Here is a 25,506-nt window from a genome sequence, read left to right on the forward strand (position 1 = left end):
ATAAGATTTGAAACGTTGGATATTACTTGGAAGAATCTGCATTTTTTAGCATTTTCTTTAAGATTAATCAAAAAATTAAAAGTTTAAACAACTTCAATAATATAATGCAGAATCAAAAGACTTTTTTTTGGAAAAGGCATTTCCTACAGCAACATAATTTTCACAAAGTGTGCGGTAGATTTCTTTTTCATTAAATTTTTTAATCAGATTATTACCCAGCTTGTAGTAAAAAAATGCCGAATCTAACTGATTTTTATCGAAATACTGGTTTCCAATATTGCCATAAATCCTTGCAAGTACATGGATAGAAGCGGTATCCTTTTTCTCTTTCAAAAGGTTTACAATGCTTCTGAGCTCATGTGAGCTTTGAGATTTTAATGATAAAACATAAAAATTATATGATTTGATTTCTTTTAATTTTGCACGAAGCAAAACGTCTTTTTGTATATAATGCAGATCAAAAGTTTTTTGAACAAAAGCCAAACTCTGTTTTTGCAACTCCAGGCATGATAAAGCTCTGGATATGATATAGCTGCTTTCTGCAATTCTTTTTTCATCCCCGATATTTTTGGATAAAATATTAGCCTTTTTTGCAATCTGCAGTTCTTCAAGGTCTTTATATTCTGTATGTTTTTTATTAGATTCTTTTAAAAGTTTATCAATTGCTTTTAATTTAATGTCCTGGCAGACCGCAAAACTAGAATACAGTAATATCAGCAGTAGAATACTGCGATTTATAAAAATAAATAATTTTTTCATGTTAACTTTTGCCCCTTAAAGTTATATTAATGAATATATATTATTACAAAAGTAAGATTGTTAGCTGAATAAAAAAGAAAAATATTTGTATTTTAATTAATTTATTATTAATGATAAATAATATTCATAAATGAATACTCAATTCTTTCAATTTTTTATTATGAGCTAGAAATTATATTGAACTTATTTTAAGTATTTTTGAGTAATAGTAATGTAAAGAACAGGATGGTTAATACAAATATTAACCATCCTGTTGAAATTTCGCTCATTTGTGTGTTTTGTGATAAATTTGGATTCTTTTCTTTATCTGTGTTTAGCTTTTGGAACTTTGTGCCGGAATTTGGGGCGTGTCCGGCACTGAATTCCATTCATCATTGTGTTTTAATTTTTTCCATTTTTGTTTTTAGGTTTGGAACCTATGCCGGAATTTGGGGCTGTCCGGCATTGAATTCCATTCATCATTTGTTTTTTAAAATTTTCATCATTTGTGTTTTAATTGAAAATTATTACCAAAAATTTTAGAATAATTTTCTTCTTCATCTGCGTTTTTTGTGTAGAACCTTGTAGCAATTTTTTAATATGGTTAAATTTTTATTGCTTTATAATTTCTGACACAAAGAGAAACAAATTTCATGAAAACACAAAAAAAATAGTATACTATTCACATACTATTTTTAGTTAAGGTGTTTGTAATCAGCTTTTTAATTTAATTATTGGTTTTTTAGGCAGTTAAATTTCTTAACCAAATTCCTATATCTTGTTCACCAGATAAATTAATTTTTTTTCGAAGATTCTGTTTTCTATTTCTGATTGTATTCACGGATTTGAATGTATAACCAGCGATGTCTTTAATATTAAAACCTAAAAATATATATGCACATAGAATTAGCTCTGAAGTTCTAAGTCCAGGATTGATTTCATGAATTTTTTTTTGAAAATTGGGATAAACTTCCTGAAAACGAAAATAAAATGCTGGATCATTACTTTTTGCGAGTTCAATCACTTCATTGTAAGCATCTTCCATTTTAGTTTGAAGTTGCTCTTTTTCTACATTTTTTTGGCTAATTATTTCCTCTTTTTCCTGCAAAGTATCCTGAACCTCAGTGATAAATGTTTCCTTCTTTTTTAAGTTTTTCCTTAAAATGTAATAAGTAATAATGAAGATTAAAATTAATGTAAATATACCACCTATAATCAATAGATATTTAATATTTTCAGCCTCAGAAAGCTGTTTTTCCTTATCTTTTAAAATTATGTTCAGGGCAAGTTCTACATTGCTATTTTGATCTGCAAGAATTTTATCATCGATATTCTTTTTTAGGATTTTATACTTTTTTTTCTCAGTCTCATTCCCTAATTGTTCATATATAAATTCAATTTGATTATAAATACTGCTTAAATATGCTTGATTTGATGTATATTTTTTCATATTATCAAGCGCTTTCAAATAAAAATCAAGTGCTTTTTTATATTCTTTTTTTTCTTGATAATAACCCCCAAAACTGTAATATTGTTCAAAGAGTACTGGATCATTATATTTTTGTTTGAGGTTATAGCTTTTTTGATAATAATAAAATGCAGAATCAGTATTTTTTTCAAGATAAATGTTTCCCACATAATTATAGTGCTCAGAAAATGAAGAATAATATTTGCTTTCAGAGAGCTTGTTCAATTCTTTTTTTTGTAAATTCAAGTAATTTAGCCTGGAATTTATGTTAGTGCTATTTTGGGCAAGATTTGCATAGATTCTTGCTCTGATTTCTGAAGCTTCTTCATTATTTTTGTTATTGAGCAGTGCAAACGCATTTCTAAACTCTTCCTTACTTTGGGAATATAAACCTAATGCTCTGTATAAATATGCTTTAAGTTCTACAAACAAAGCTTTTTGAATAGGATTATTTGTAAGATACTGCTCTGAATCTTCTTTCCCTACATAAGAAAGGCTTTCTTTTTTTAGGCCAAGATTAAATAATGAACGGGCAATATAATAGGAACTCTTTGCCTTTCTTTGATCATCACCAACTCTTTCAGCCAAAATATTTGCCTCACGAGCAGCTTTAAATTCATTAATATCTTGAAATGTTTTGTTGAAATTATCTGCTTTTAGAAGCAAAGTATCTATTTTTTTCAGCTGTTCATCCTGACAAATTATTGGATTTGAAAATAGAATTGCGAGCAGAGTTATGCTGCCTTTTATAAAGATAAGTAATTTTTTCATGCTAACTTTGCCCCTTAAAGTTAATAAATGAATGTTTAATATAATTACAAAAATAACATTGTAATTTGAAAAAATAACAAAAAGTTGTTTTTTTAATTGAATTTGTTATAATAATGTATGAAATAATATAAATAAATAAATTAAGTGTAAAAATTTAGTATATAGTTGATAAATGAGTATTGTGGGAATTTGTTTAGGACTATAAAAAAGCAGAAGATAATAGTATATCTGTCTGCCTTATTTCCCTTATTGTCTGTTTTGTATTTTCAATGAATTGTGTTCCTCTCCAAAAAAATTAGAAGGAATTATGCCGGGAATTTGAATAATCTCCCGACATTGAATTCCATTCTTTCATTTGTGTTTTAATTTTTTTTCATCATTTGTGTCTTTTTAACTGAAAGTCTACAACGGTATTTGGGATCATTCCCGATAATAGAATCTTATTTTCTTATTTGTGTGTGTTTATGTGCAAAATTTTTCGAAAGTTTTTGATTAAATTATAAGGTTAATTAATCGTTTAAGCTACTTTGCTGATTTTCTTGCTGCAAATTGACGCAAATTTCATGGAAATACAAAAAAAATAGCATACCATTTGTATACTATTTTTATTTAATGTATTAATATTTAATTGATTATATTAATTTGTGTCATTTTCGGCAGTTAAATTTCTCAGCCAAATTCCCATATCCTGTTCGCTTGATAAACCAAATTTTTTTCTTAAATTTTGTTTTCTATTTCTTACAGTATTTACAGATTTGAAAGTATAGTCTGCTATATCTTTTATATTAAAGCCTAAAAAAGTATGAGCACAAAGAATAAGTTCTGTAGTTCTGAGTCCTGGGCTGAAATCCAAAAGTTTTTTCTGAAAATCAGGATAAACCTCTTGAAAGCGGAAATAAAATGACGGATCATTGTCTTTAGCTAAATTAATTACTTCAGTGTAGGCATTATTTACTTTTAATTGAAGTTGTTCTGTTTCTATAGTTTGTTGGTTAATTATTTCCTCTTTTTCCTGTAAGGTATCTTGGACCTCTGTGATAAGTGTTTCTTTTTTCTTTAAATTCTTATTTAAAATATAATAGACTACGATAAAGATTATGATCAAAAATAATACTCCTACAGAAATCCATATATATTTATTCGTTTCTGTTTTTTTATATTCATCTTCTTTATCTGTTAAAATAATTTTAAGAGCATGTTCAATATTTGCATTTCTTTTAGAATCCAGTTTATTTTGTAAATCTGTATAGATTTTTCTGTATTTGTTGCTCTCTTCGGTATTTCCAAGGCCATCATATTGGATTGCAATTTTTTTGTACAGGTCATTATTGACGAAATGATAAGGCGAAATTTTTTGTTCCTTAATATTTCCTTGTGCTTTCTGGTAAAAATCTATTGCTTTCTGATATTCTTTTTGCTGAGCATAATAATCACCTAGAGCAGTGTAATCAAGAAAAAGAATAGGATCTTTATATTTTTGATCTATAGCAAGACTTTTTTGAAAATAAAATAAAGCAGAGTCTGGCTTTGTCTGTAAAAAATCTGTTCCTTTATAACGATAGAAATCTGATAGTTCTAGATGGATGTCTTTTTCAGGAATTTTTTTCAATTCATTATAACAGAGATTTGAATAATACTTTGCGGAATCAGGTTTTCCTACTCCAATATTCAGATAAGTTCTTTGAAGTAAAATGACGGCGTCTTTGCTTTTTTCATTTTTCAGGAGCTTTACGATTCCTGGCATTTCCTTATCGAATTGGGAAATCAGCCCTAGTGCATAATAATCAAAAGCTTTTACTTCTTTCAATTGAGCCTGAAGAAGCTTGTTATTTTTATAATAAGTTTGTTGAGAAGTCTTATTTACATATACAAAACTTTCTTTTGGAAGTTCCAGCAATGCCAATGCAAGAGCAATTTTATAGTATGATTCAGCAATCTTTTGCGAATTTTTTGTTTTTTCAGCTAAAATGCTGGCTTGTTTGGCATAGCCTAGCTGTGCCAAATGATCAAATCTACGTCTACTACTTTCAGCTTTCTGTAGAAGAGAATTAATATTTTTTAATTGATTATCTTTCCCAATCGCTACCTGTGAAAGTAGTATAAATAAAAGCAATATGCTGTTTTTTATGTTGTGTCTGTTACTCATATAACGGTTACCCCTAAAGGTTATATAAATATTATTACAAAAATAAGATTATTATTTAAAATATTAAATATAATAATAAAAACTATTAAAATTAGTTGATTTTATTGGATTTCTTCTTTAAAATTTTTTTTCCACTTTGCAAAGGTTGTTCTGCTTATTTTGTATTTCGTTGACATATAGCTGGTTGAAAACCCATGCTTTTTTTGATACTGCAATAATTTCAGCATTGTTTTTTTGTCATAAGTTTTTAATTTCTGATTATTTCTCAGACTTTCTTTAGACTGTTTAAAAATCAACCCGTTGAAATTTAAAATATCCTCTGTAGTTTTTAAATTCTTTAAAAGCGACTGAATTTTAGGATCTTTCAGTTTTTCAGGTTGTTTCTCCTGCAGCATATCAAGATAAATTCTTTTGTAATTGGGACGCATTTGATTGATATTTTTTATTTTGTGTCGATTTTTTGCAGCCAGCGATGAAGTGTGCTTTTAGGGATAGAATATTCATTAATAACTTCAGTTTGTGACATTTCACCACATTGGATTTTTTTTATTATAAATTCCTTAATTTCCTGAGTATAGATGTTTTTTCTGAAATACGGAATTTTTTCTGATTTTTGATTATTACTATTTTTATTAATAGCAGAAGGTGGAGAATATAAAATAAGATGTGAGCTGTAAAGCCTGAAAAAATCATATTCCAATAATTTAGACCACCTTAGGAGAAGGTCAGAATCAATAGATTTACTATTATAAACTTCCTCAATGAAATCTTCGTTCTTTTTTAAAAAATTGCAGATTCTTTCCATTGAAATTCCTAATTCATCTACCCTATCTTTAATGAATCGCCCTATATTTATTTCTTTGTACAGCATTTGGTATAGCTTATTATTAAACAATCTGCATGTAGGTTTAAGGATTATATTGTTAATAATCTAAAGTGTAAGAGAAGTTCTAAAGTTTTCAAACGAAAAGATTTCAAATCAATTGTAATGATTTGAGAAATGAGACTTTTGTAAATATATAAACAAATCTCTGTCAGAAAATTCTAATTCAAAGATTAAATATATAAATTGTTTTGTAAAGAATTTTGCGTCATAATAACATCCCTCAATGCTTTCAGCGATTATCCTTTGTACATTCTTTTCGCTTAGTAAAACTTTATATTCTTACTTTTCTTAATAAGTATTGAATAATATATTACCTATTAAAGCTCTTTCATGCAATTTCTCTTTATATAATTAATTATTATTTTTTATTCGTAAAATTATTTTCAGATATTACTTAATTAATTTAAATCAATTTTTTAAAAAAATTAAGAAATATTTAATAGCATTAATTTCAAATATATAAAAAAGACAAGTAAAAGCCCAAAAAACAAATTAAAAAATTTTGTTAAAATATATTTTTAATTGAAAAATAGTGTAATAAATGGACACTTATGTGAAATATTATATAATGTCTGGCTTTGAAAAAGAAGCATTATCCGTGTCAACATTTTGTGAAATCTTTAAATGTTGTGTTAGTAAAAAAATTGCGCAAAAAAAATCAAGTGCATACCTTTGTGATCCATGAAAAATATACTTACCTTATTTGACTTTTCAAAAAAAATAAATTATAAAAATGAACTTCTAGCAGGTTTTACGGTTGCAATGACCATGATTCCGGAGTCTCTTTCCTTCGCTATTCTGGCGGGGCTTCCACCACTTATGGGTTTATATGCAGCCTTTATTATGGGATTGGTAACTGCGGTTTTCGGAGGGCGCTCAGGAATGGTTTCTGGTGGTGCAGGTGCAACAATTGTTGTTTTAATTACTTTAATAAAAACTCAGGGTGTAGAATATCTTTTTGCTACTGTGGTTCTTGCAGGAATTTTTCAATTATTAGTAGGAGTTTTCAAATTCGGAAAATTTGTGAGATTGATTCCGCAACCTGTAATGTATGGCTTTTTGAACGGTTTGGCTGTTATTATCTTTATGGCTCAGGTCGAACAGTTTAAATTTACGGATGTTCATGGAGTTGTTGTTTGGATGCAAGGTTCATCCTTGTATACAATGGCCGGTTTAACAGCTTTAACGCTTGCTATTGTTTATTTTTTTCCAAAAATCACAAATGTTGTTCCGGCTTCATTAATTGCAATTTTAATTGTTTTTGGAATTGTTGTAGGATTTGGGATTAATACTAAGACTGTTGCAGATATTGCCGATGTAAGTGGAAAACTTCCAAGGTTTCATATTCCTAAAATTTCTTTTTCTTTAGAAACTTTGCAGATAATTACCCCCTATGCCCTCGTAATGGCTGGAGTGGGGTTGATAGAATCTCTTTTGACACTTTCAATGGTTGATGAAATTACCAATTCTAAAGGAAATGCCAATAAAGAATCAATCGCTCAGGGCTTAGCAAATATTACGAACGGGTTTTTCGGAGGAATGGGAGGCTGTGCTATGGTGGCTCAAACGCTGGTTAATCTTAATTCGGGTTCCAGAGCAAGGCTTTCAGGAATTATTGCATCTATAACTATTTTAATTATTATTTTAATTGGAGCGCCATTTATTGAAAAAATCCCGATGGCGGCTTTAGTTGGAGTAATGATGATGGTGGCAATAGGTACTTTTCAGTGGGTTTCGATAAGGATTATCAATAAAATGCCGAAGTCTGACATTTTTGTTGGGGTTACGGTAGCTCTTATTACGATTGTTCTTCACAACCTTGCATTGGCGGTTTTAGTTGGGGTTATTATTTCTGCGCTGGTTTTTGCTTGGGATAATGCGAAAAGAATCCGAGCCAGAAAATATATTGATAATGGCATCAAACACTACGAAATTTATGGGCCGCTATTTTTCGGTTCGGTAACGGCTTTCATAGATAAATTTGATCCCGCGAATGATCCTGAAGAAGTAATCGTTGATTTTAAAGAAAGCCGCATCGTAGATATGAGTGCGATTGATGCAGTAGATAAATTATCAAAGAAATACAGTCAGCAAAACAAAAAACTACATTTAAAACATTTAAGCGAAGACTGTATCAAAATGTTGAAAAATGCGGAAGCTATGATTCAGGTAAATATCCAGGAGGATCCTACTTATAAGGTAATGCCCAAACGTTAATCAGGTGTATTTACTTACTTGATTTTAGAACAGTAAATAATGAAATTATAAATCCGCCTCATATTATAAAAATTAAAGCGGATTTATTATCAAATGAGAAATTATTTATTTTTTTAGGAATTTAAAATTTTTCACACCGTCAATTTCTACAAAATACATTCCCTTAGAAAGATTAGAAACATTGATCTTTTTATCGCTTGAAATTGCGCCCTCAGAAATTAATCTGCCATTAATATCTGTTATTTTATAGTTTTTAACAGGCTTCATAGGAGTGTTAATTTGTATAAAATCTGATGCCGGGTTCGGAGCAATGCTTCCTGTGGCTTTTTCAACTTCACTTGTTGAAAGGGTTGTAGTGTACAATTGGTTGACTTCTGCCGGTGTAAGGGCTCTGTTCCAAATCCCAACGTCATCAATGCTGGCGTTAATATATCCCGCATTATTAATCTCTCTACCGATATAGAAAGGGAGGTTGGCTTGTGTAGAGCTGGTGTAGGCATTTGTAGCAGTCCCAACTGATGTGCCGTTTTTGTAAAGAGTCATATTTTGGTTGTTATAAACTGCTACATAATGTTCCCATCCTGAAGTGGAATAGGCAGGGCCGTTTAGCCATGTCCACGATTGTCCTTGCTTGTTGGTTCCGTAAATTGTTTTTGTAGCATCACATTGAAGTAACCAAATGAAATTTCCATTGGCAGTTGATCCATTCATCATCGCTACTCCAGAGTTGTTATCTGCTTTTTTCATCCAAAAAGAGACAGAGTGCTCGCCGGTTTGTGAAAAGGCGTAAGTTAATGAGCTTTTTGTAAGATAGCTATTTATCCCATTAAATGAGTACGCAGAATTAGCCATTCCGTTTCGGTCATTTGTGGGAGTGGCGTTATTCACTGTAAGGTCATTCCCATTGCTGCTCGAATCATTAGCATTCCCGTTGAATCCCCACCATGCAACTAATCCTGAAGCAGGTACATAATTTGGAGTTTGCGCAGAAAAAGATAATGATACTAAAAAAGAAAAAAGTAGAAAATTTTTTTTCATATGTTATTTTTTTAAGTTGTAGTAAATGTAGATATAAATTTTTTATAAAGTAATTAAAATATGTTAAAACATTGTGTGTAATATAATTTTATAATTTATTAATTGAGTTATAATTAATAAATAAACTAATATAGTTAAAATTTGATAATTTTTCAATTAAATGTGATGTATTTAATTATATTTTTCAAAACAAAGAGAATTATTGTTTTTTTATTTTTTTTAATTAAGATATTTCTAGTGTAGGTCTTTTATGATGTAAAAATTAAACCAAATGTGATTTAAGTGGTCTTATTTGTACACAGATAAAAGAAAATTCTTAAAAAATCATAAAAAATTCAAGTTTCATTTTAAAAATTATATCTTTGGGAATAATACAATTTTGAACACAAAATGATGATAAAAAATAAGATCTTTTTCAAGAAAGAGCTAAATAAAACTTTTAACTTGTAATGCTTTGAAAACAGATATTGATATTCAAAACCATAGTCATTTTTCCTTTGACTTATGGCTCACCCTAATCAAATCTCATCCTGAATTTAAACAAAAAAGAGTTGAGCTGTTCTCTTCGTTTTTTGATGTAAATAACCCTATTGATGAGGTTGCAAAAGCTGTAAAATATTATGATGATCTTTGTAATACCATTAATGAGGTCATTGGCAGAAATGTAGACACTTTTGAGATATATTTATTGATTTTAAATACATTAAAAGTTGATATAAGACAGCTGGATAAAACAATTTTAAATGAATTTTATCAGCAAAGCGAAGATCTTTTTCTGGAATATAAGCCACTTGTGATTTTCGAAAATCTACATCACTTTTTTGATGAAATTAAAAATCAGGGAAAAACGATTAATATTTTAAGCAATACTGGCTTTATCAAAGGTTCAACGATGAGGAAATTCCTTATCAATGAAAATCTTGACCAATATATTGATTTCCATATCTATTCTGATGAATTGAATTGTTCCAAGCCTGATCCGAAAGTATTTCAGGAGGTAAAAAATTTAATAAAAAACCAGAATTTAAGCTTAGATCAGATTTTACATATTGGTGACAGCCCGATTGCCGATTACAAAGGCGCAAAAGACTTTGGATTCAATGCATATTTACTTAAACACCAGATATAATATGAACAAAAGATATAGCTTACACCACATTCATTCGGCGGATGAATTCACATTTTCGCCCTCAGAATACAGCTATTTCAAATATGGCGACAGGTCGTATGCAGAAAAATTTGCGAAAGAGTTATTTGATGGATTTATTGCTGAAAATCAAGAAGTTTTAGATACAGAAAAAGAGATTGTAGTCTTGCCAAGTCCGTACATGGCGATCCCTACAGCTTCTAATTTTTTGTGCTTTTATTTTAAAAAACATCTGGATTTTTACTTATTCCGAAAAGGTAAAAAATCAAGCATCTTGTCAAAAATTAACAGAAATCATACTTACACGACAGATTATGGAAATCTAAGTTTTGAAGACCGTAAAAATTTGATCGCCAATGATACTTATTATCTTGATAAAGATTTTTTACACGGAAAACTTTGTATTTTTATAGACGATATCAAAATCACAGGAAGCCACGAGTATACAGTGAATAAAATTTTGAAGCAATATAATGTAGAAGGCGAATTTTTATTCATGTATTATGCAGAATTAATGAATTTTAAAATTGATCCGAAAATTGAAAATTTTTTTAATTATTATGCAGTAAAAAATGTAGAGCACGTCGCAGAAGTAATGCTGAAGCCGAGTTTCCAGTTTAATACAAGGATTGTAAAATATATTTTAGGCTTAGAATCAAGTAATTTTGAATATCTTTCGTCTAAAATAAAAAATGTACAGATGGATGAGCTTTTGGAACTTGCCATCAGTAACAATTATCATTTAATAAAAGAATACGAAAATAACATTAATACATTAACACAAACGGAATTATATTATGGCTATTAACTTACAGAAAGGACAAAGAGAAAATATAAATGCACCTAAATTTACAGTAGGCTTAGGGTGGGACACCAATAGTACTTCTACAGGAACGGCTTTTGACTTAGATGCGTCTTTATTTTTATTAGGCGAAAATAAAAAGTTAGTTTCAGATAATCATTTTATTTTTTACAACAACCTTGAATCTCCGGACAAAGCGGTAATCCACTCCGGGGATAATTTAACCGGTGATGGTGCTGGAGATGATGAGCAGATTAAAATCGACCTTACAAAAATTGATCCTGCAGTAAAAGAAATCACAGTGGTGGTGACCATTCACGAAGCCGATGAAAGAAGACAGAACTTCGGGCAGGTAAGAAATTCTTTTATCAGAATCTTCAATACAGATACCAATGAAGAAATCTTAAAATATGAATTGGACGAAGATTTCTCTATCGAAACAGCGGTAGAATTTGGAAGAATCTACAACAGAAACGGAGAATGGAAATTCGAAGCAGTAGGAGCAGGACAAAGAGAAGGTCTTGAAAAATTTGTATCAATCTATCAATAATCTATTATGGATAATCAGGAAAATCAACCAATAGATCCTCTTGGATCAATTGAACCTCTTAAAACGTTTGAACCAACTCCGATTCCGCCGGCTCAGCCTGCTCAAAATGCAGCTCCGGCAGTACTTGTAGACAGAGACGGAAACGTGAATCTGAACCAGCTTCAGGCAGAAGACCGTCAAAAATATGAAACGATGGCCAATGCTATCGATGAGACGAATCCGGGATCCATTGTAAATTTCGGCGCAGATCTTCAAAAGACTCTGGCCAACCAAAGTGACAGTTTCTTAGGAAATGTAAGAAGATCAAATTCTGGTGAAGTAGGAGAATTGATTAATAATTTATTAGTTGAATTAAATTATGTTGACGTTGACGAATTAAACAATAAAAGTGCAGTAAAAGGTTTCCTAAGCAGATTGCCGTTTATGAAAAAGGTCATGACGCAGGTGGAAAATCTTTTCGCTAAATATGATAAAATTGTTAATAATATTGATCAGATTTCTCATAAGGTAAACGCTGGAATTATAACTTCTTCTAAAGATAATGCGGTTTTACAGACGATTTTTGACAGCAATATCAATTCCATCAAACAGATTGAAGATCTTGTCATTGCCGGAAATATAAGAATGGAAAAAGCAGGTCAGGAATTAGCTGAAATGGAAACCAATCCGCAGAACTTTGCTGATTACCAGATTGCTGACAAAAGAGATTTCATCGCAAGATTAGACAGAAGGCTGGCAGATCTTAAAGTCGTTCGTCTGATCATGATGCAGTCTCTTCCGCAGATCAGGCTGGTGCAGAATAACAACGTTTCTATCGCTGAAAAAGCGCAGACGATTTTAACAACAACATTACCGGTTTGGAAAAATCAGCTTTCTTTGGCGGTGGCCATGCACAGGCAGCAGCAGAATATTGAAATTCAGCAGAAAGTATCTTCTACCACAGAAGAGATTTTAAGGAAAAATGCTGAACGTTTGGGCCAAAACACAAGAAATGTTGCAAAAGCCAACGAACAAACGATTGTTTCTGCTGAAACATTGAGAGAGACAACCAATATGCTGATCAATACATTAAATGAAGTAAAACAGATCCAGAAACAAGGAGCGGAAAACAGAAGAAAGCTGGATCAGGATCTTCAGACATTGGAGCACGAACTTAAAGCAAATATCAGAAGTTAATACAGGAAAAAGGTGAATGATGAAGCTGTAAGCATACTGTCTCAAAGTAAAAGAAGGTTAACGAAACTTAAGCTTCTTTCGAATTTTTTTGAAAATGTTGATATAATTTCGATCTATATCAAGACAGATATTATACACAAGCTTTTCGAGGAAAATAAAACTTTGGATTATAATAAATTAGAGCTTTTTCACCTGCAGTACACCGACAGCTTAATAGAATTATTGACCAAAATTAAAAAGAAAAAGGAAAATGATCTGTTGGCTGTTATTAACGAAATTAATATTAATAATCAATATATTGAAGCTTTCGAAGAAAAGAAAGTCGATAGTTTTGAAACGGACAGAAAAATCTACAGTGGTATATTTTCCCAGCATTTAAGAAACTTATACAAAGATCTTACGGAGGATAAATTTACCTTGAATTGGAATGATGTTTTGTATTTCCAAAAAAGATATGCAGCAGAATTTTACAGAACGGAGGCCGATGAAAGCAAATTAAAAGCCCATCCGGTTCCTTCTTACCAGTATCAGGAGTATTCCATCGAAAGAAAATTATTAGGTAAATTGAATATCCAGCAGTTTAAAGTTCGTTTTGTATGTGGTTTCAGGATTGACAGGAATGAATATGAATTGTTTAAAATTTTCCAATCAAATGAACATTTTATATTTAATGTTGAGGAAAAAAGATTGTATTTAATTGATGATGAATTATCATATTTAAATACTTCCGAAAATGAATCCAACCAGATTTCAATAATCAATCAGCTGAAAAGGAAAAATGAAGAGCTGGAAGAAACCATCCACGAAAGGAAAAGAAAACTACCCGATGATGTGGAACCGGTTTTAAAAGACTATCTTCGAAATCTTGAAAGCATAGATATTATGAGCAAAATATTTGATGTGAATGAAGAAACAAATATTCTTCGTGCCATGTTGAATTTGAATTTAAATAATTAATGGCAAAAAAGTAAAAAGGCAAATCGGCCCTTTTGCGATTTAGCAAAAATAATAAACAAAACTAAACATAAAAAAGATGGCTATTAACTTACAAAAAGGTCAAAGAATCAACCTTAAAAAAGAAAATGGTACAACGCTTTCCCAGGCTTGTGTAGGAATCAACTGGGGGGCAATCGAGAAAAAAGGCTTTTTCGGTGGAATTACAAGAGAAGCAGTGGACTTAGACGGAAGCTGTATTTTATATGATGCAAATAAAAACGCTACGGAAGTAATTTACTTCGGTAATTTAAGATCAAAAAATGGTTCAGTAAGACATAGCGGGGACGATTTAACGGGTGATGTAAACGGGGACGATGGCCTTGACAACGAAGTAATAACGATAGATTTCAGCAATCTGGACGCTAATGTAGAGCATGTAGCATTAGTTTTAAACAGCTACAAAGGACAGGACTTCGGGACAATTCCCTTTGCATCCATCAGAATTTATGAAGGAACTCCTACCAATGTAAAAGAAGTTTTTGCAAAGTACGACATTGCAAATGACGCTTCATTCAGAGGGCATGTCTCAATGGTAATGGGAGTCTTCTATATGAGAAACGGAGAATGGAAATTCAACGCGATCGGTGATCCTACAAAAGACAGAAAACTGCAGGAAACCATCGAAACTGTAAAACAAAAATATTTGTAAAATCGTATCTTCAATAGGAGCGGGCTTTAGCCCGTTCAACAAAATAGGCTTCAAATTCGGCTTTAGCCAAAACTTATTTACTATTGAAATCATATTTTTCAAAGAATAAAAATCGGCAATAATTGTATTCATACAGCTATTGCTTTTATCATATATAAACACAAAAAAAGTGAGACAAAATACGAGTATTTTAGATCTTCATCCCGGTTTGGTTTGGGGATTTGCGATAACGGTCGTTATCATGTTACTCCTGGATTTAGGAGTTTTCAACAAAAAAAGTCATGAAGTTTCCTCCAGGGAAGCTACCATCTGGTCAATCGTATGGATCTCACTGTCTATGGTATTCTCCGGAGTGGTGTATTGGGTATACAATTCAGATTTAGGTCCGGGAAGTCATGCACTTGCAGTAGAAAAATTCACACAGTATCAAGCTGCGTACTGGATCGAAAAGGCACTTTCAGTAGATAATTTATTCGTATTTATTTTGGTTTTCGGTTTTTTTAAAGTTCCGAAATACTTTCATCACAAAGTGCTCTTCTGGGGGATTATCGGGGCTTTAATCTTCAGGGCGATTTTTATTTTCGCCGGAATTGGTCTTATCAATCTTACATATCTTCCTGAAATGAATATCTTCGGTCACCCGGTAAAAATCAATATTGTCATGACATTATTTGGGCTTTTTCTTGTGTATGCCGGAATAAAATCTTGGGGAGAAGGTGAAGATGATGATAATGAAGACTTCAGCGATACACCAGGAGCAAAGCTGGTAAAAAAATTCTGGAAAGTATCGGATAATTATGATGGGGATAAGTTCTTCACTGTGCAAAACGGAATAAAAATGGCTACACCATTATTGGTAGTAGTAGCTGTAATCGAATTTACGGACGTATTGTTTGCTGTAGATTCCATTCCTGCGATTTTCGCGATTTCCAATGACCCTTTTATCCTGTACACTTCTAATATTTTTGCGATATTAGGGCTCAGATCGTTGTATTTCCTGCTCGCGAATTTCATCCATATGTTCAGCAAGCTTCCTTATGGTCTCGCTGTCATATTAACTTTCATCGGGGTAAAAATGCTGATTGCGCCGTGGATACACATTCCTTCGCCTGTTTCATTAGGAATTGTGGGAGGAGTACTGGTCATTTCGGTTCTTTTATCCATCATTTTCCCGGAAAAAGTAACCGGAGATAATGAAGAGAAAAAAAATTGAAGATTAATAATAAAAAACAAGGGCTTTACAAACTGTAGAGCCTTTTTTAATACTTTAAGCATTCATAACTTGGATCAAGCACCTCATATCTCAGCGATATTTCAAAAGCCTGTTAATCTTAAATCTCGTCTGCATCGATATTTTATAAACCTCATCGCGAAGTTTTTGAATCTTTCCCACGGGCTGAAAAAAGGCTTTACTTTCAAAAGGGTTGAATGAAAGAAGCTCATTCTCACAGGCATTTGGGTTTAAAAGCTGATTCTTTTTAATTTTTACCTCTCCGATTTTTATATATGGTGAATTTTTCCATTCTATATTGAGTTGGTTGACAGGCTGGTCTTTTTCATTATAACAGATTTGAATGAAAACGTCAGCGGTGAAATCATTGTTTTTAAGATAATTTTCAAGTGAATCTTTTACTTTCAGCTTCTTCCCGAAATGTTTGTCAACAAAATTTGGTGTAAGTTTAAGTTTAATCATAAAATCTCCAAGTCGGTATGTTCCGACAGAATAATAATTAAATGATAAAATAAAATCGTTTCTTTTTCTCCAAAGCTTAAAAATATTCTTTAAAAATGAAGCTGTAATTGTTGTAGGAATTATCTTAATAATTTGAATTAATAAAGAAAAAAAACTCCATTTTTTTACAAAAAACCGATTCACAGAAGTAAATAATTTTAAAAAAGTACTTACAGAATTTATCGGGAACAAAGGAAAATTTACCAACGGATAATTCGCAATTAATTGGCCATTTTCATCATTAATTTTTATCGCAAAACCATAAGCGGGGATCTCTTTTTTACCTTTAGTAATCTTTAGATGTGCATTGGAAAAACGGATCAGCAGATCATATTTTTCCTTATCAAAAAACGGCTGAAGCTCTTCCGGAACATTTTTATCAATTAAAAATTCGCCATTTGCAACCGTATATGTTTTTGCATGGGCATTTCTTGTGGCGTAATTTACATCACTTATGGAAGGTGACTGCTCAACAAAATCAACAATGCTTTTTTTATTGATTTCAAGAAGCTTATACTCTTCATCAGTCAGCTTATCATATTTCTTATTATATTTTAGTGGATTTGGCATTTAATTTTTAAATTCAATTATAGCGCCAAGCTTCGGATTTGTGATTAACTTAGTATTAATCATATTTGAATTTTTTTAAGCCTGAAGCTGAAAGTCAAAGAGCGGATGTTAATATGTTGAAAACAAAATATTTAAAAAGAATTAGTTGCCCTCCCCCCTTTCGGAAAACTTCCGGCTCCCTGCTTCCATCTTCCGGTCCAAAAAACTTATCTTTGTAAAAAATATCATTATGGGAGTAGCAGATATGTTATTTAAACGTAAAAAAGAATTAGCAGAAAAAAACCTGAAAGACGGTAAAGAATACATGGAAGAATATGGCAAAAGAGAAAGTGTAATAACTTTGCCAAGCGGTTTGCAATACGAAATTATCAAAGATGGTGATGGAGAAAAGCCAGGGCCGAGATCTACCGTAAAATGCCACTATCACGGAACGACTATTTCCGGGAAAGTTTTTGACAGCTCTGTAAAAAGAGGAACTCCGGCTTCTTTTCCTTTAAACAGGGTCATTGCAGGGTGGACGGAGGCTCTTCAGCTCATGCCTGTAGGAAGCAAATGGAGATTGATTATCCCATCGCATCTTGCGTATGGCGATCAGCAGATCAGCAAAGAAATAGGACCGAACAGCACCCTCATTTTTGAAGTTGAATTGTTGGGGATAAAATAAGAAAAATTTAAATATAGATTAAAAATTTACCATACATTGGTAAGTTTTTTTTTTGTACCAAATTAGTATTGAATTAATATCTGTTTTACTTAATTCCAAAATGCAAAGATTCAAAATCATAGTGAGTAAGATTTTTAATATGAAATGTTTAATTCTTTACAAATTCATAAATAACTTCGGATTTACCGGAGTATTATTTTTATGCACTTCATAATGAAGGTGAGGGCCCGTAGAGCGTCCGGAATTTCCAGATTTTGCGATAGTCTGTCCTACTTTTATCTTATCATTGGCTTTCACGATAAGCTGTGACAAATGTCCATAAAGTGTTGCCAGCCCGTTTCCATGAGAAACGATCACGCAGTTTCCGTAACCTCCCTTCTGGCCGGAAAATATTACTGTTCCGGCAGCGGCAGCCCTTACATCAGAACCGAAAGGAACGGCAATGTCTAAGCCTTTATGGAATTGCATTTGATCTGCTTCAGCCGGAGGATTATTTTTTTCTGTCGGTTGGTTGGTCGCATTGATAGCAACAGCTTTTGTTGATGCGTTGGTTGTAGGTGCGGGAGCGGCCGGAGCAGGGTTTACTTTTGGCGTTACCATTACTTTGACCTGTCTTTTTTCTCCGTAGCTGTCGGTGATTTCAATGATTTTTTCTACGGGCTCAGTTTTTACTTCAGGTTTTGGAGCGGCTGCAATTGGGGTAGGCTGGGCTTCTACAGATGTTTTCGGTTTTACGGAAGCGTAAACGGGTTTAAAAGGAATCGGATTTTTTCTGATCCCGAAATTAGATGAAATATATCCATCAGTCGGCATTCCCAGAGGAACCTGCATTAGCTTGTTTTGAAGATCCATTAAATATTGGCTGTATCTGTTGGATTGTTTAGCCAGATAAACGGAATTTGAAATACTGTCTTGCTTAAGCGCCATTATTTTTTCGCTTACTACATCTTTAGATTTCAGGAAAGAATTTAGCTGTGCTACAGTTTGATCTACTAAAGTAAGATCTGTTTTCATTTTTAAGTAATCTACACTGTCTTTTTCAGTGTTTATTTTTACAAGGTTTACTTCATAATTTTTGTCATCTTTGGAAGAGTACAATTTTGCAATGAAAATGCCTTGTGCAAAAACTACTAGTAAAAGGCCTCCCAAAAGGAGATTTACATTCTTTTTGCTGCTTAGAAATTTCTTCATATTTCTTATCTTAGTATAATTACAAAACAGTTTTTAAGGTTGCAAATTTAATTAAAAATAAATTTTCTTGCATATTTTTAACAAAAATTTAGTTATTTCTGTAATTAACGTTCAATTAAATATTTAATTGTATTCAAGTGTTAATTTTATCTAAAAAAGGCTTTTATCATGCCATGAAAAGTATAGCGCTCCCTTTGTTTTAATATATTTGCAGTTCACATTTCTATTTATGGCTAAAAAGAAGACGAATACAGAATCGAACCCGAAAAAAAACAAACAGGATATCGCGGTAGGCGTTGTAGGAAGCGGAAGTTTCGCGACTGCTATTGTGAAAATGCTTGTTGAAAACTGTAAGGTAGTACACTGGTGTGTGAGAAATGAGTTTGTGAAAGGGGCCATTGAGCTTCGTGGGCACAACCCGACATACCTTACGGCTGTTAATTTCAATCTTAAACACCTGAAGATCACAACAGATATTAACGAACTGGTTTCTGCCTGTGATATTGTGGTTCTGGCGACCCCATCGATCTACCTTTCGGATACGCTGGAAAAAATGACTTGTGATTACAAAGACAAAATTTTTGTATCAGCTATTAAAGGGATAATTCCTAAGGTAAATGATGTGGTAGCGCATTATCTAAGAGACGAATTTAAAATTGGCTTCAGAAACCAGGCGGTCATTGCAGGGCCCTGTCATGCGGAAGAGGTAGCGATGGAAAGGCTTTCCTATCTTACCATTGCAACGGTAGAGGAAGAAACATCAGCAAAATTGATTGATATTTTTAATTCTGACTTTATTAAAGTTCATTCCAGCAAAGATATTTTAGGAAATGAATACAGTGCAATTTTAAAGAATGTTTTCGCTATCGGGGCAGGAATTGCCAGTGGCCTAGGTTACGGGGATAATTTTACTGCCGTTTTTGTCTCCAATGCCATTCGTGAAATGGAGACCTTCCTGGAAGCCATTTACGAAGCTCCGAGAGATGTCAATGAAAGTGCGTATTTAGGAGATTTATTAGTTACTGCGTACTCATTGTTTTCAAGAAACAGGAATCTGGGAAACCTTATCGGAAAAGGCTACACGGTAAAATCTGCCATCCAGTCGATGAACATGGTTGCAGAAGGATATTACGCAGCAGGCTCCATTTATAAAACATCAAAGGAAAAAGGTCTTAATCTTCCAATAATCGATACAATCTACGCGATTTTGTATGAAGGAAAAAATGCAGAAAAGCAATTCAAAAAATTGACTGCGAAATTGAATTAAATTAATAGTATCAAAAGCATCAGTAGATTTCAATGGTGTTTTTTTATTGAGAAATAGGATTAATTTTTGAAGCTTTATCCCGCTTTCCGCACTCGCTATTTTTTTATTTTTGGCGCGGCGGCGAAGCCGCCGCGCCAAAAATAAAAAAATGAGCTTAAACAAAGCTTCAATCGGGGCTAGGATGGAAGTCATTTATTCAATATTACTGAATAAGTTCAAAGTTTATCATTCAGAAGGATTTTGGCTCGAATCTTTCAGTAGACCCCTAATACTATTTCTAAGCGTTTCGGGGTGGCAAACTTTGAAAATATCATTTAAAATAAAATACATTACTCAAATGTAATTCAATGAGTAAATCGACATGTTAAAAATCCCTAAACAATTCCTTATTTTGAGAACTTTTCACGAACTTTGAGATAATAAAATTAAAATTATGTCACAATCGCTTACAAGCAGAACGCCGAAACCAAAATACGACATTGTTCTCATAGGTGGCGGAATTATGAGTGCCACTTTAGCTACATTATTACATGAATTTGATCCTAATCTGGAAATCGCAATTTTTGAAAGATTGGGCAGGTTTGCAAAAGAAAGCACTGCAGCCTGGAATAATGCAGGAACAGGTCATTCCGCATTTTGTGAGCTTAATTATACCCCTGAAAAACCGGACGGAACCATTGATATTTCAAAAGCGGAAAGCATTGCTGAACAGTATGAAATTTCAAAGCAGTTCTGGTCTTATTTAATCGCGAAAGGATACATTAAAGAACCGAAAGATTTCATCAATTCTTGTCCGCACATGAGCCTTGTTTTTGGTGAAAAGGATGCTGAATATTTAAGAAAACGGTACGAAAAGATGTCAGAATCTGTGCTGTTTAAAGAAATGCAGTTTTCGACAGATCATGAAAAGCTGAAAGAGTGGATTCCTTTGGTAATGAGCAAAAGAAATCAATCCGAAGTAATGGCTGCCACCAAAATGGATCTGGGAACCGACGTTAATTTCGGAACATTAACAAGGAAAATGGGAAGACATCTGCTGGAAGATTCCAATGTTGAGGTTTTCCTTTATCACGAAGTAAAAGACATCGATCCGAGAGAAGACGGAACATGGGAAATGAGAGTGAAAGACAGAATTCACAACCACAAGCAGGAGGTCGTTGCAGATTTTGTATTTATCGGAGCAGGCGGTTATGCACTGCCGTTGCTGGACAGCTCAGATATTAAAGAAAGTGAAGGCTATGGCGGTTTTCCGGTGTCGGGGCAATGGCTGGTTACCCATAATCAGGAGCTGGTGGAAAAACATCAGGCAAAGGTATATACGCAGGCGACAGTCGATGCACCGCCAATGTCCGTTCCGCATTTGGATTTAAGAATTATTGATGGTCAGAAAGCATTACTTTTCGGACCTTTTGCAGGATTTTCAACCAAGTTTTTAAAAGAAGGAAGCTATCTTGATTTACCAGAAAGCGTGAATACGAAAAATTTACGATCTCTTTTCGGGGCATGGTGGCACAATATTCCTCTCACAAAATACCTGATTCAGCAGGTTGCTATGAATAAAGCTCAAAGAATGCAGCATTTAAGAGAGTTTATTAAAGATGCAAAAGAAGAGGATTGGGAACTAAAAGTGGCCGGCCAGAGAGTACAGGTCATCAAAAAAGATGAAAAAGAAGGAGGAAAATTAGAGTTCGGAACCGAGGTTGTAGTCAATAAAAAAGGAACAATTGCTTCACTCTTAGGAGCATCTCCGGGAGCTTCAACGGCAGTGTATGCCATGATCAGCGTTCTTGAAAAATGTTTCACTGAAAAGCTTCATGGAGAATGGAAGGAAAAATTACTGGAAATGATACCTTCATACGGACAAAAATTAGCCGAAAACCCCGAGCTCACCGAAAAAGTAAGAAATTATTCCAAAGAAAAGCTGGAACTTGAATACTAAACACGAATAACGAGTAATGGATATAAGTAATATATCCTATCTTTGAAAATAATTTATTACCCATTACCCATAAAAAATGGATACACTCGTAAAACCGATTATTGTAAAAGAATTGCTGGAATCCCTTCAAGCCAAAGTTGAAGAGGAGCAGCAGGTTATTGTACATTGTTGTTTTCCGGCATCACCGTTTTTGGGAAATCTGATCAGAATCTGGCATTCCACTTATCTTTTTGATAATCAGTCTGAACATAAAAGCCGGCTGATCCATGCGGAAAACATTACCGTTTATCCCAATTGGACACCCATTCCTTTTATGCAGGATTTCTGGTTTACACTGGTTTTTTCTGGGCTTCCAAAAGATTGTAAAAGCTTTGACCTAAAAGAAGTGATTCCCGAAGAAGGTGGCTTTTTCGTCGAATCTATCAAAAGAAACACATCGGATATTTACCGAGTAAAAATCTCTGAATCTTATTAGGCACACATTCACATACTTTGTCAAAGTTGAAAATCTTTGACAAAGTTTAGTATTAATTCAAAATTTACTTTCAAAAAATAGTCAGGCAAATTCATTCATTTTAATTAAATTTTCAATACAATATTCCGCAATTGCAGTAATGGTTACAAACGGATTTACTCCAATCGTTCCGGGAATTAATGAACCATCCAATACATACAGATTGTCATGGTTTTTCAGTTTTCCAAACCCATTAGTAGCTTCCCCCAATACACATCCGCCCAAAGGATGATAGCAGATATTCGCGCCGAAACCATCTTTAAAAAGTAAATGGGCCCTCGTGCCGCCATTCGCTTTATTCATCTTTTTGACGAAAAAATCTGCGTTTTCTTTCATTTTTTGAGTATGAGTTTCATTCCAGTCCAGATCTAATTTACCATTCTTATAAGAAACCAATCCTTTTTTATTCACTTTATTGATCTGCAGGTATAAAGCTGTTGCAACGTCCATTCCCATTGGTAGTGGGGCAATTTCGGTGAAGAAAGGATGTTCGGGATCATCCCAGTTGTCAACGCCGCCTACAGGAATTGTGGATTGCTCTACTCCTGTCCCGCCATGCAAAGGATTTACCCAATTTCTGCCGGTCATGAAATTTCCGTTGTTTCCCCAGTTTTTCCCAACATTTTCATGAATCGGAAAATTATTTTCAGCATTTGATCGTAATAAAAGCTGTAAAGTTCCCATAGTTCCAGCCGCCAGAATTAATTTTTTGCAATGAAAAGCTTTATCTGAAACGGTTTTTCCCAAAGTATCAATTTCACGGACTTGTAAGGTGTAAGTTGCATCACTGTTAAGCTTAATAGTATCAACGGCATGAAGATCAAAGATTTCCAGATTTCCGGTTTCCAGTGCTTTTTGCAGATACGTTTTGTCAAGGCTGTATTTCCCATGATTATTTCCGTAGATAACCTCATTGTTCAAAGCAGAGCGCGGAACTTCATGCTTATACTCCCTTTCCATATAACTGAAGTCATACACATTAGGAACCCTCATTGTTTTGAAGCCGGCCTTGTGAGCCTCCTCTTCACCTACTCTGGTGAACTTATAATAAGGACAATCCTTCAAAAATTCTTCTCTTATTACATTTACTTTCAGTTCCTGTCTTGCCCTTGGAAAATAAATATTGTAAAATTTGTCGGCATCAAGATTCGGGAAAACTTCCCTGAAATAGCTTTCTTTCGGGGTAACCGCCATTCCGCCGTTAACAAGGGATCCGCCTCCAACGCCGCGGCCGAGCCAGATATTAATATGTTCAAAATCAAGACGGTCTAAAACTCCGGTGAATGGCTTTATTGAAAAAATATTAAAAAAAGGAGCAATAGTTTTTTTCCGAAGCCAAGCTGCACTTTTCTCAGGTTTTAATAGGCTGGAGTATGGCAATCCGGATTTTCCCCAGTTCATACCCATTTCCAGCATCAATACTTTTTTTCCTTTCTGGCAGAGCCGTAATGCCGTAACAGCACCTCCATATCCGGAACCTATAATGATAATGGGAGCTTCCACATCTTTTACAGAAGGTTTTGGCTGTACAGCCTGCAGCAGACCGGATTGCAAAAAATAAAAGCCTCCAATAGCCAGAATGCCGGATTTTAAAAAGTCTTTTCTATTCATATGAAGCATTTTATTCAAAAAACATGCTGAAAATAAAGGCTTTAATGGTATTTAAATAAAAATTATGATTTTTTATATGTTCACGTATTAAATAAGAAGTTTTTGTATAAAAATTTACTTTCTTACAGGGATAATGCAGAAATATATTTTTCAAATCAATTTTTTATAACTGTTTTTTTAATACAATTCAATTTAAAAATTCATAGCTTTAAAAATTATTTTAAAATCATGAAAAAATATATCCTTATTTTCTTACTTTCACCTTTATTCATATTTTCTCAGAATAAGAACTCTAAAGAAAATCTGGAAATAAAAAGGTTTCAGAAAAAGCTGAATGCGGAATACCTTAACCCTAAAGAAACGCCGTTACGCGGGGCAAATTTCAAATATTTTAAAAAACATCCTTTTTTCCCGATCAATTCAAAATACAGGCTGATGGCAAAGCTGATCAAAACAGAAAATGCAGTACCTTTTGATCTTCCGACATCTTCAGGAAATACAAAATCTTACAGAGAATATGGTAAAGTAGCTTTTGAGATTGACGGAAAATCATATAGGCTGACATTATATCAAAGCCTTGATCTGATCAAGCAGGAAAAATATAAAGATTATCTTTTCCTGCCTTTCCGGGATGCGACTAATGGCAAAGAAACCTACGGAGGCGGAAAATATATGGATCTTACTATCCCAAAAGGAAATACAATTATTTTGGATTTCAATAAATCATACCAGCCTTACTGCGCCTATAACGCTTATGACTATAATTGCCCGATTGTACCGGAAGAGAACAAACTCCCGATTGAGATTCGTGCAGGGGTAATATATGAAGATATTTATCATCATTAATCTATGGTTAGCTTAGAATTTTTCACAGAAAAAGACTTTTCTGCAGTAAATTATACTTTGGATGAAATTCAGCTTCAATATACTTCTACAGCCGAATTTGCACTGAAGAGAATGACAGAAAGAAACACCGGCCAGGAATTTCCTGTTACTATCTTTTATAATAAAAATCCTGCAGGTTTCTTTACGCTAGATTTCGGGGAAGACAAGCTGGACCTTACGGATAACCACAATTCTACATTGCTGCGGTCTCTTTCCATCAATCCGCAATGGCAGGGAAAAGGAATTGGAAAGGCAGCCATGCTTCAGATAGATGATTTTGTAAGGAAAAGTTTTAAAGATTGTGATGAGATTGTTCTTGCCGTAAACCAAAACAATATTTCTGCTTACGAATTATACTTAAAAGTAGGCTATCGTTACCACGGAAAAACCAGGATTGGCCGAAGTGGACCGCAATATTTGATGTATAAAAAACTGTAAGCACCGGATGGTATTCAATAGGAACGGGCTTTAGCCCGTTTACAAAAATATTGAAATTTAAAAAGGCTTTAGCCAAAACTTAAATTACCAACTTTAATAAATTTTTAATCA

General features: G+C 33.1%; 23 protein-coding genes. 14 read left to right on the forward strand and 9 right to left on the reverse strand.

Features of this window, described 5'->3' with window-relative positions:
- Positions 1 to 93 precede the first annotated feature (93 nt).
- The 5 genes from BW926_RS12345 to BW926_RS12370 all read right to left on the reverse strand — a co-directional run bounded on the left by BW926_RS12345 (position 94) and on the right by BW926_RS12370 (position 5,994).
- Positions 94 to 759 (reverse strand): hypothetical protein, encoded by a 666-nt coding sequence (locus tag BW926_RS12345; RefSeq protein WP_076447479.1) that lies wholly within the window; start codon positions 757 to 759, stop codon positions 94 to 96.
- A gap of 721 nt (positions 760 to 1,480) precedes the next feature.
- Complete coding sequence (locus tag BW926_RS12355) at positions 1,481 to 2,977, reverse strand: tetratricopeptide repeat protein (protein ID WP_076447482.1); 1,497 nt, start codon at positions 2,975 to 2,977, stop codon at positions 1,481 to 1,483.
- A 637-nt stretch (positions 2,978 to 3,614) separates the two neighbouring features.
- Positions 3,615 to 5,090: a tetratricopeptide repeat protein gene (locus tag BW926_RS12360; RefSeq protein ID WP_143756547.1), complete on the reverse strand. Its 1,476-nt coding sequence runs from the start codon at positions 5,088 to 5,090 to the stop codon at positions 3,615 to 3,617.
- 134 nt (positions 5,091 to 5,224) lie between these two features.
- The gene (locus BW926_RS12365; RefSeq protein ID WP_076447485.1) at positions 5,225 to 5,551 is read right to left on the reverse strand and encodes a hypothetical protein; all 327 of its coding nucleotides are present in this window, start codon (positions 5,549 to 5,551) and stop codon (positions 5,225 to 5,227) included.
- A gap of 14 nt (positions 5,552 to 5,565) precedes the next feature.
- A complete protein-coding gene (locus tag BW926_RS12370) occupies positions 5,566 to 5,994 on the reverse strand; it encodes a transposase (RefSeq protein ID WP_076447487.1) in 429 nt (142 codons plus the stop codon).
- A gap of 696 nt (positions 5,995 to 6,690) precedes the next feature.
- On the opposite strand from BW926_RS12370, the gene BW926_RS12375 reads away from it, so the two are divergent.
- Positions 6,691 to 8,226 (forward strand): SulP family inorganic anion transporter, encoded by a 1,536-nt coding sequence (locus BW926_RS12375; protein ID WP_076447488.1) that lies wholly within the window; start codon positions 6,691 to 6,693, stop codon positions 8,224 to 8,226.
- Positions 8,227 to 8,331: 105 nt separating this feature from the next.
- Here the strand turns inward: BW926_RS12375 and BW926_RS12380 are convergent, their stop codons facing one another.
- Positions 8,332 to 9,264, reverse strand: coding sequence for a LamG-like jellyroll fold domain-containing protein (locus BW926_RS12380; RefSeq protein ID WP_076447490.1), 933 nt, complete (start codon positions 9,262 to 9,264; stop codon positions 8,332 to 8,334).
- Between the two features lie 454 nt (positions 9,265 to 9,718).
- Here BW926_RS12380 and BW926_RS12385 point away from each other — a divergent pair, with 454 nt between their 5' ends.
- The 7 genes from BW926_RS12385 to BW926_RS12415 all read left to right on the forward strand — a co-directional run bounded on the left by BW926_RS12385 (position 9,719) and on the right by BW926_RS12415 (position 15,797).
- Positions 9,719 to 10,393: an HAD family hydrolase gene (locus tag BW926_RS12385; protein ID WP_076447491.1), complete on the forward strand. Its 675-nt coding sequence runs from the start codon at positions 9,719 to 9,721 to the stop codon at positions 10,391 to 10,393.
- A 1-nt stretch (position 10,394) separates the two neighbouring features.
- The gene (locus BW926_RS12390; protein WP_076447526.1) at positions 10,395 to 11,219 is read left to right on the forward strand and encodes a phosphoribosyltransferase family protein; all 825 of its coding nucleotides are present in this window, start codon (positions 10,395 to 10,397) and stop codon (positions 11,217 to 11,219) included.
- Positions 11,209 to 11,763 (forward strand): TerD family protein, encoded by a 555-nt coding sequence (locus BW926_RS12395; protein ID WP_076447493.1) that lies wholly within the window; start codon positions 11,209 to 11,211, stop codon positions 11,761 to 11,763. The genes BW926_RS12390 and BW926_RS12395 overlap by 11 nt, the downstream gene beginning before the upstream one ends.
- A 6-nt stretch (positions 11,764 to 11,769) precedes the next feature.
- Entirely contained in the window at positions 11,770 to 12,939 is a 1,170-nt protein-coding gene (locus tag BW926_RS12400; RefSeq protein WP_179078015.1) for a toxic anion resistance protein, read from the forward strand.
- Between the two features lie 12 nt (positions 12,940 to 12,951).
- A complete protein-coding gene (locus BW926_RS12405; RefSeq protein WP_076447495.1) occupies positions 12,952 to 13,896 on the forward strand; it encodes a hypothetical protein in 945 nt (314 codons plus the stop codon).
- Positions 13,897 to 13,972: 76 nt separating this feature from the next.
- Complete coding sequence (locus tag BW926_RS12410; RefSeq protein WP_076447496.1) at positions 13,973 to 14,584, forward strand: TerD family protein; 612 nt, start codon at positions 13,973 to 13,975, stop codon at positions 14,582 to 14,584.
- Positions 14,585 to 14,753: 169 nt separating this feature from the next.
- A complete protein-coding gene (locus tag BW926_RS12415) occupies positions 14,754 to 15,797 on the forward strand; it encodes a TerC family protein (protein ID WP_076447498.1) in 1,044 nt (347 codons plus the stop codon).
- Between the two features lie 90 nt (positions 15,798 to 15,887).
- Here BW926_RS12415 and BW926_RS12420 read toward each other — a convergent pair whose 3' ends face one another.
- Entirely contained in the window at positions 15,888 to 16,886 is a 999-nt protein-coding gene (locus BW926_RS12420; RefSeq protein ID WP_076447499.1) for a catalase family protein, read from the reverse strand.
- A 229-nt stretch (positions 16,887 to 17,115) separates the two neighbouring features.
- Here BW926_RS12420 and BW926_RS12425 point away from each other — a divergent pair, with 229 nt between their 5' ends.
- Positions 17,116 to 17,550 carry an FKBP-type peptidyl-prolyl cis-trans isomerase gene (locus tag BW926_RS12425; protein WP_076447501.1) on the forward strand — a complete coding sequence of 145 codons (435 nt, stop codon included), beginning with the start codon at positions 17,116 to 17,118 and terminating at the stop codon, positions 17,548 to 17,550.
- Positions 17,551 to 17,706: 156 nt separating this feature from the next.
- Here the strand turns inward: BW926_RS12425 and BW926_RS12430 are convergent, their stop codons facing one another.
- A complete protein-coding gene (locus BW926_RS12430) occupies positions 17,707 to 18,741 on the reverse strand; it encodes a M23 family metallopeptidase (RefSeq protein WP_083672324.1) in 1,035 nt (344 codons plus the stop codon).
- Positions 18,742 to 18,970: 229 nt separating this feature from the next.
- On the opposite strand from BW926_RS12430, the gene BW926_RS12435 reads away from it, so the two are divergent.
- From BW926_RS12435 to BW926_RS12445, 3 genes are all read left to right on the forward strand, one after another.
- Positions 18,971 to 20,008, forward strand: a complete 1,038-nt coding sequence (locus BW926_RS12435) for an NAD(P)H-dependent glycerol-3-phosphate dehydrogenase (protein ID WP_076447502.1) — start codon at positions 18,971 to 18,973, stop codon at positions 20,006 to 20,008.
- 433 nt (positions 20,009 to 20,441) lie between these two features.
- Positions 20,442 to 21,947, forward strand: a complete 1,506-nt coding sequence (gene mqo, locus BW926_RS12440; protein ID WP_076447504.1) for a malate dehydrogenase (quinone) — start codon at positions 20,442 to 20,444, stop codon at positions 21,945 to 21,947.
- Positions 21,948 to 22,023: 76 nt separating this feature from the next.
- Positions 22,024 to 22,422, forward strand: coding sequence for a hypothetical protein (locus tag BW926_RS12445; protein ID WP_076447505.1), 399 nt, complete (start codon positions 22,024 to 22,026; stop codon positions 22,420 to 22,422).
- An 81-nt stretch (positions 22,423 to 22,503) separates the two neighbouring features.
- Here the strand turns inward: BW926_RS12445 and BW926_RS12450 are convergent, their stop codons facing one another.
- Positions 22,504 to 24,072: a GMC family oxidoreductase N-terminal domain-containing protein gene (locus BW926_RS12450; RefSeq protein ID WP_076447507.1), complete on the reverse strand. Its 1,569-nt coding sequence runs from the start codon at positions 24,070 to 24,072 to the stop codon at positions 22,504 to 22,506.
- A 228-nt stretch (positions 24,073 to 24,300) separates the two neighbouring features.
- Between BW926_RS12450 and BW926_RS12455 the strand changes: the two genes are divergently transcribed.
- Positions 24,301 to 24,918, forward strand: coding sequence for a DUF1684 domain-containing protein (locus BW926_RS12455; RefSeq protein ID WP_076447531.1), 618 nt, complete (start codon positions 24,301 to 24,303; stop codon positions 24,916 to 24,918).
- Between the two features lie 3 nt (positions 24,919 to 24,921).
- Positions 24,922 to 25,395, forward strand: a complete 474-nt coding sequence (locus BW926_RS12460; protein ID WP_076447508.1) for a GNAT family N-acetyltransferase — start codon at positions 24,922 to 24,924, stop codon at positions 25,393 to 25,395.
- Positions 25,396 to 25,506: the final 111 nt, after the last annotated feature.

The sequence above is a fragment of the Chryseobacterium sp. RU37D genome, from assembly GCF_900156075.1.
Lineage (GTDB): Bacteria > Bacteroidota > Bacteroidia > Flavobacteriales > Weeksellaceae > Chryseobacterium.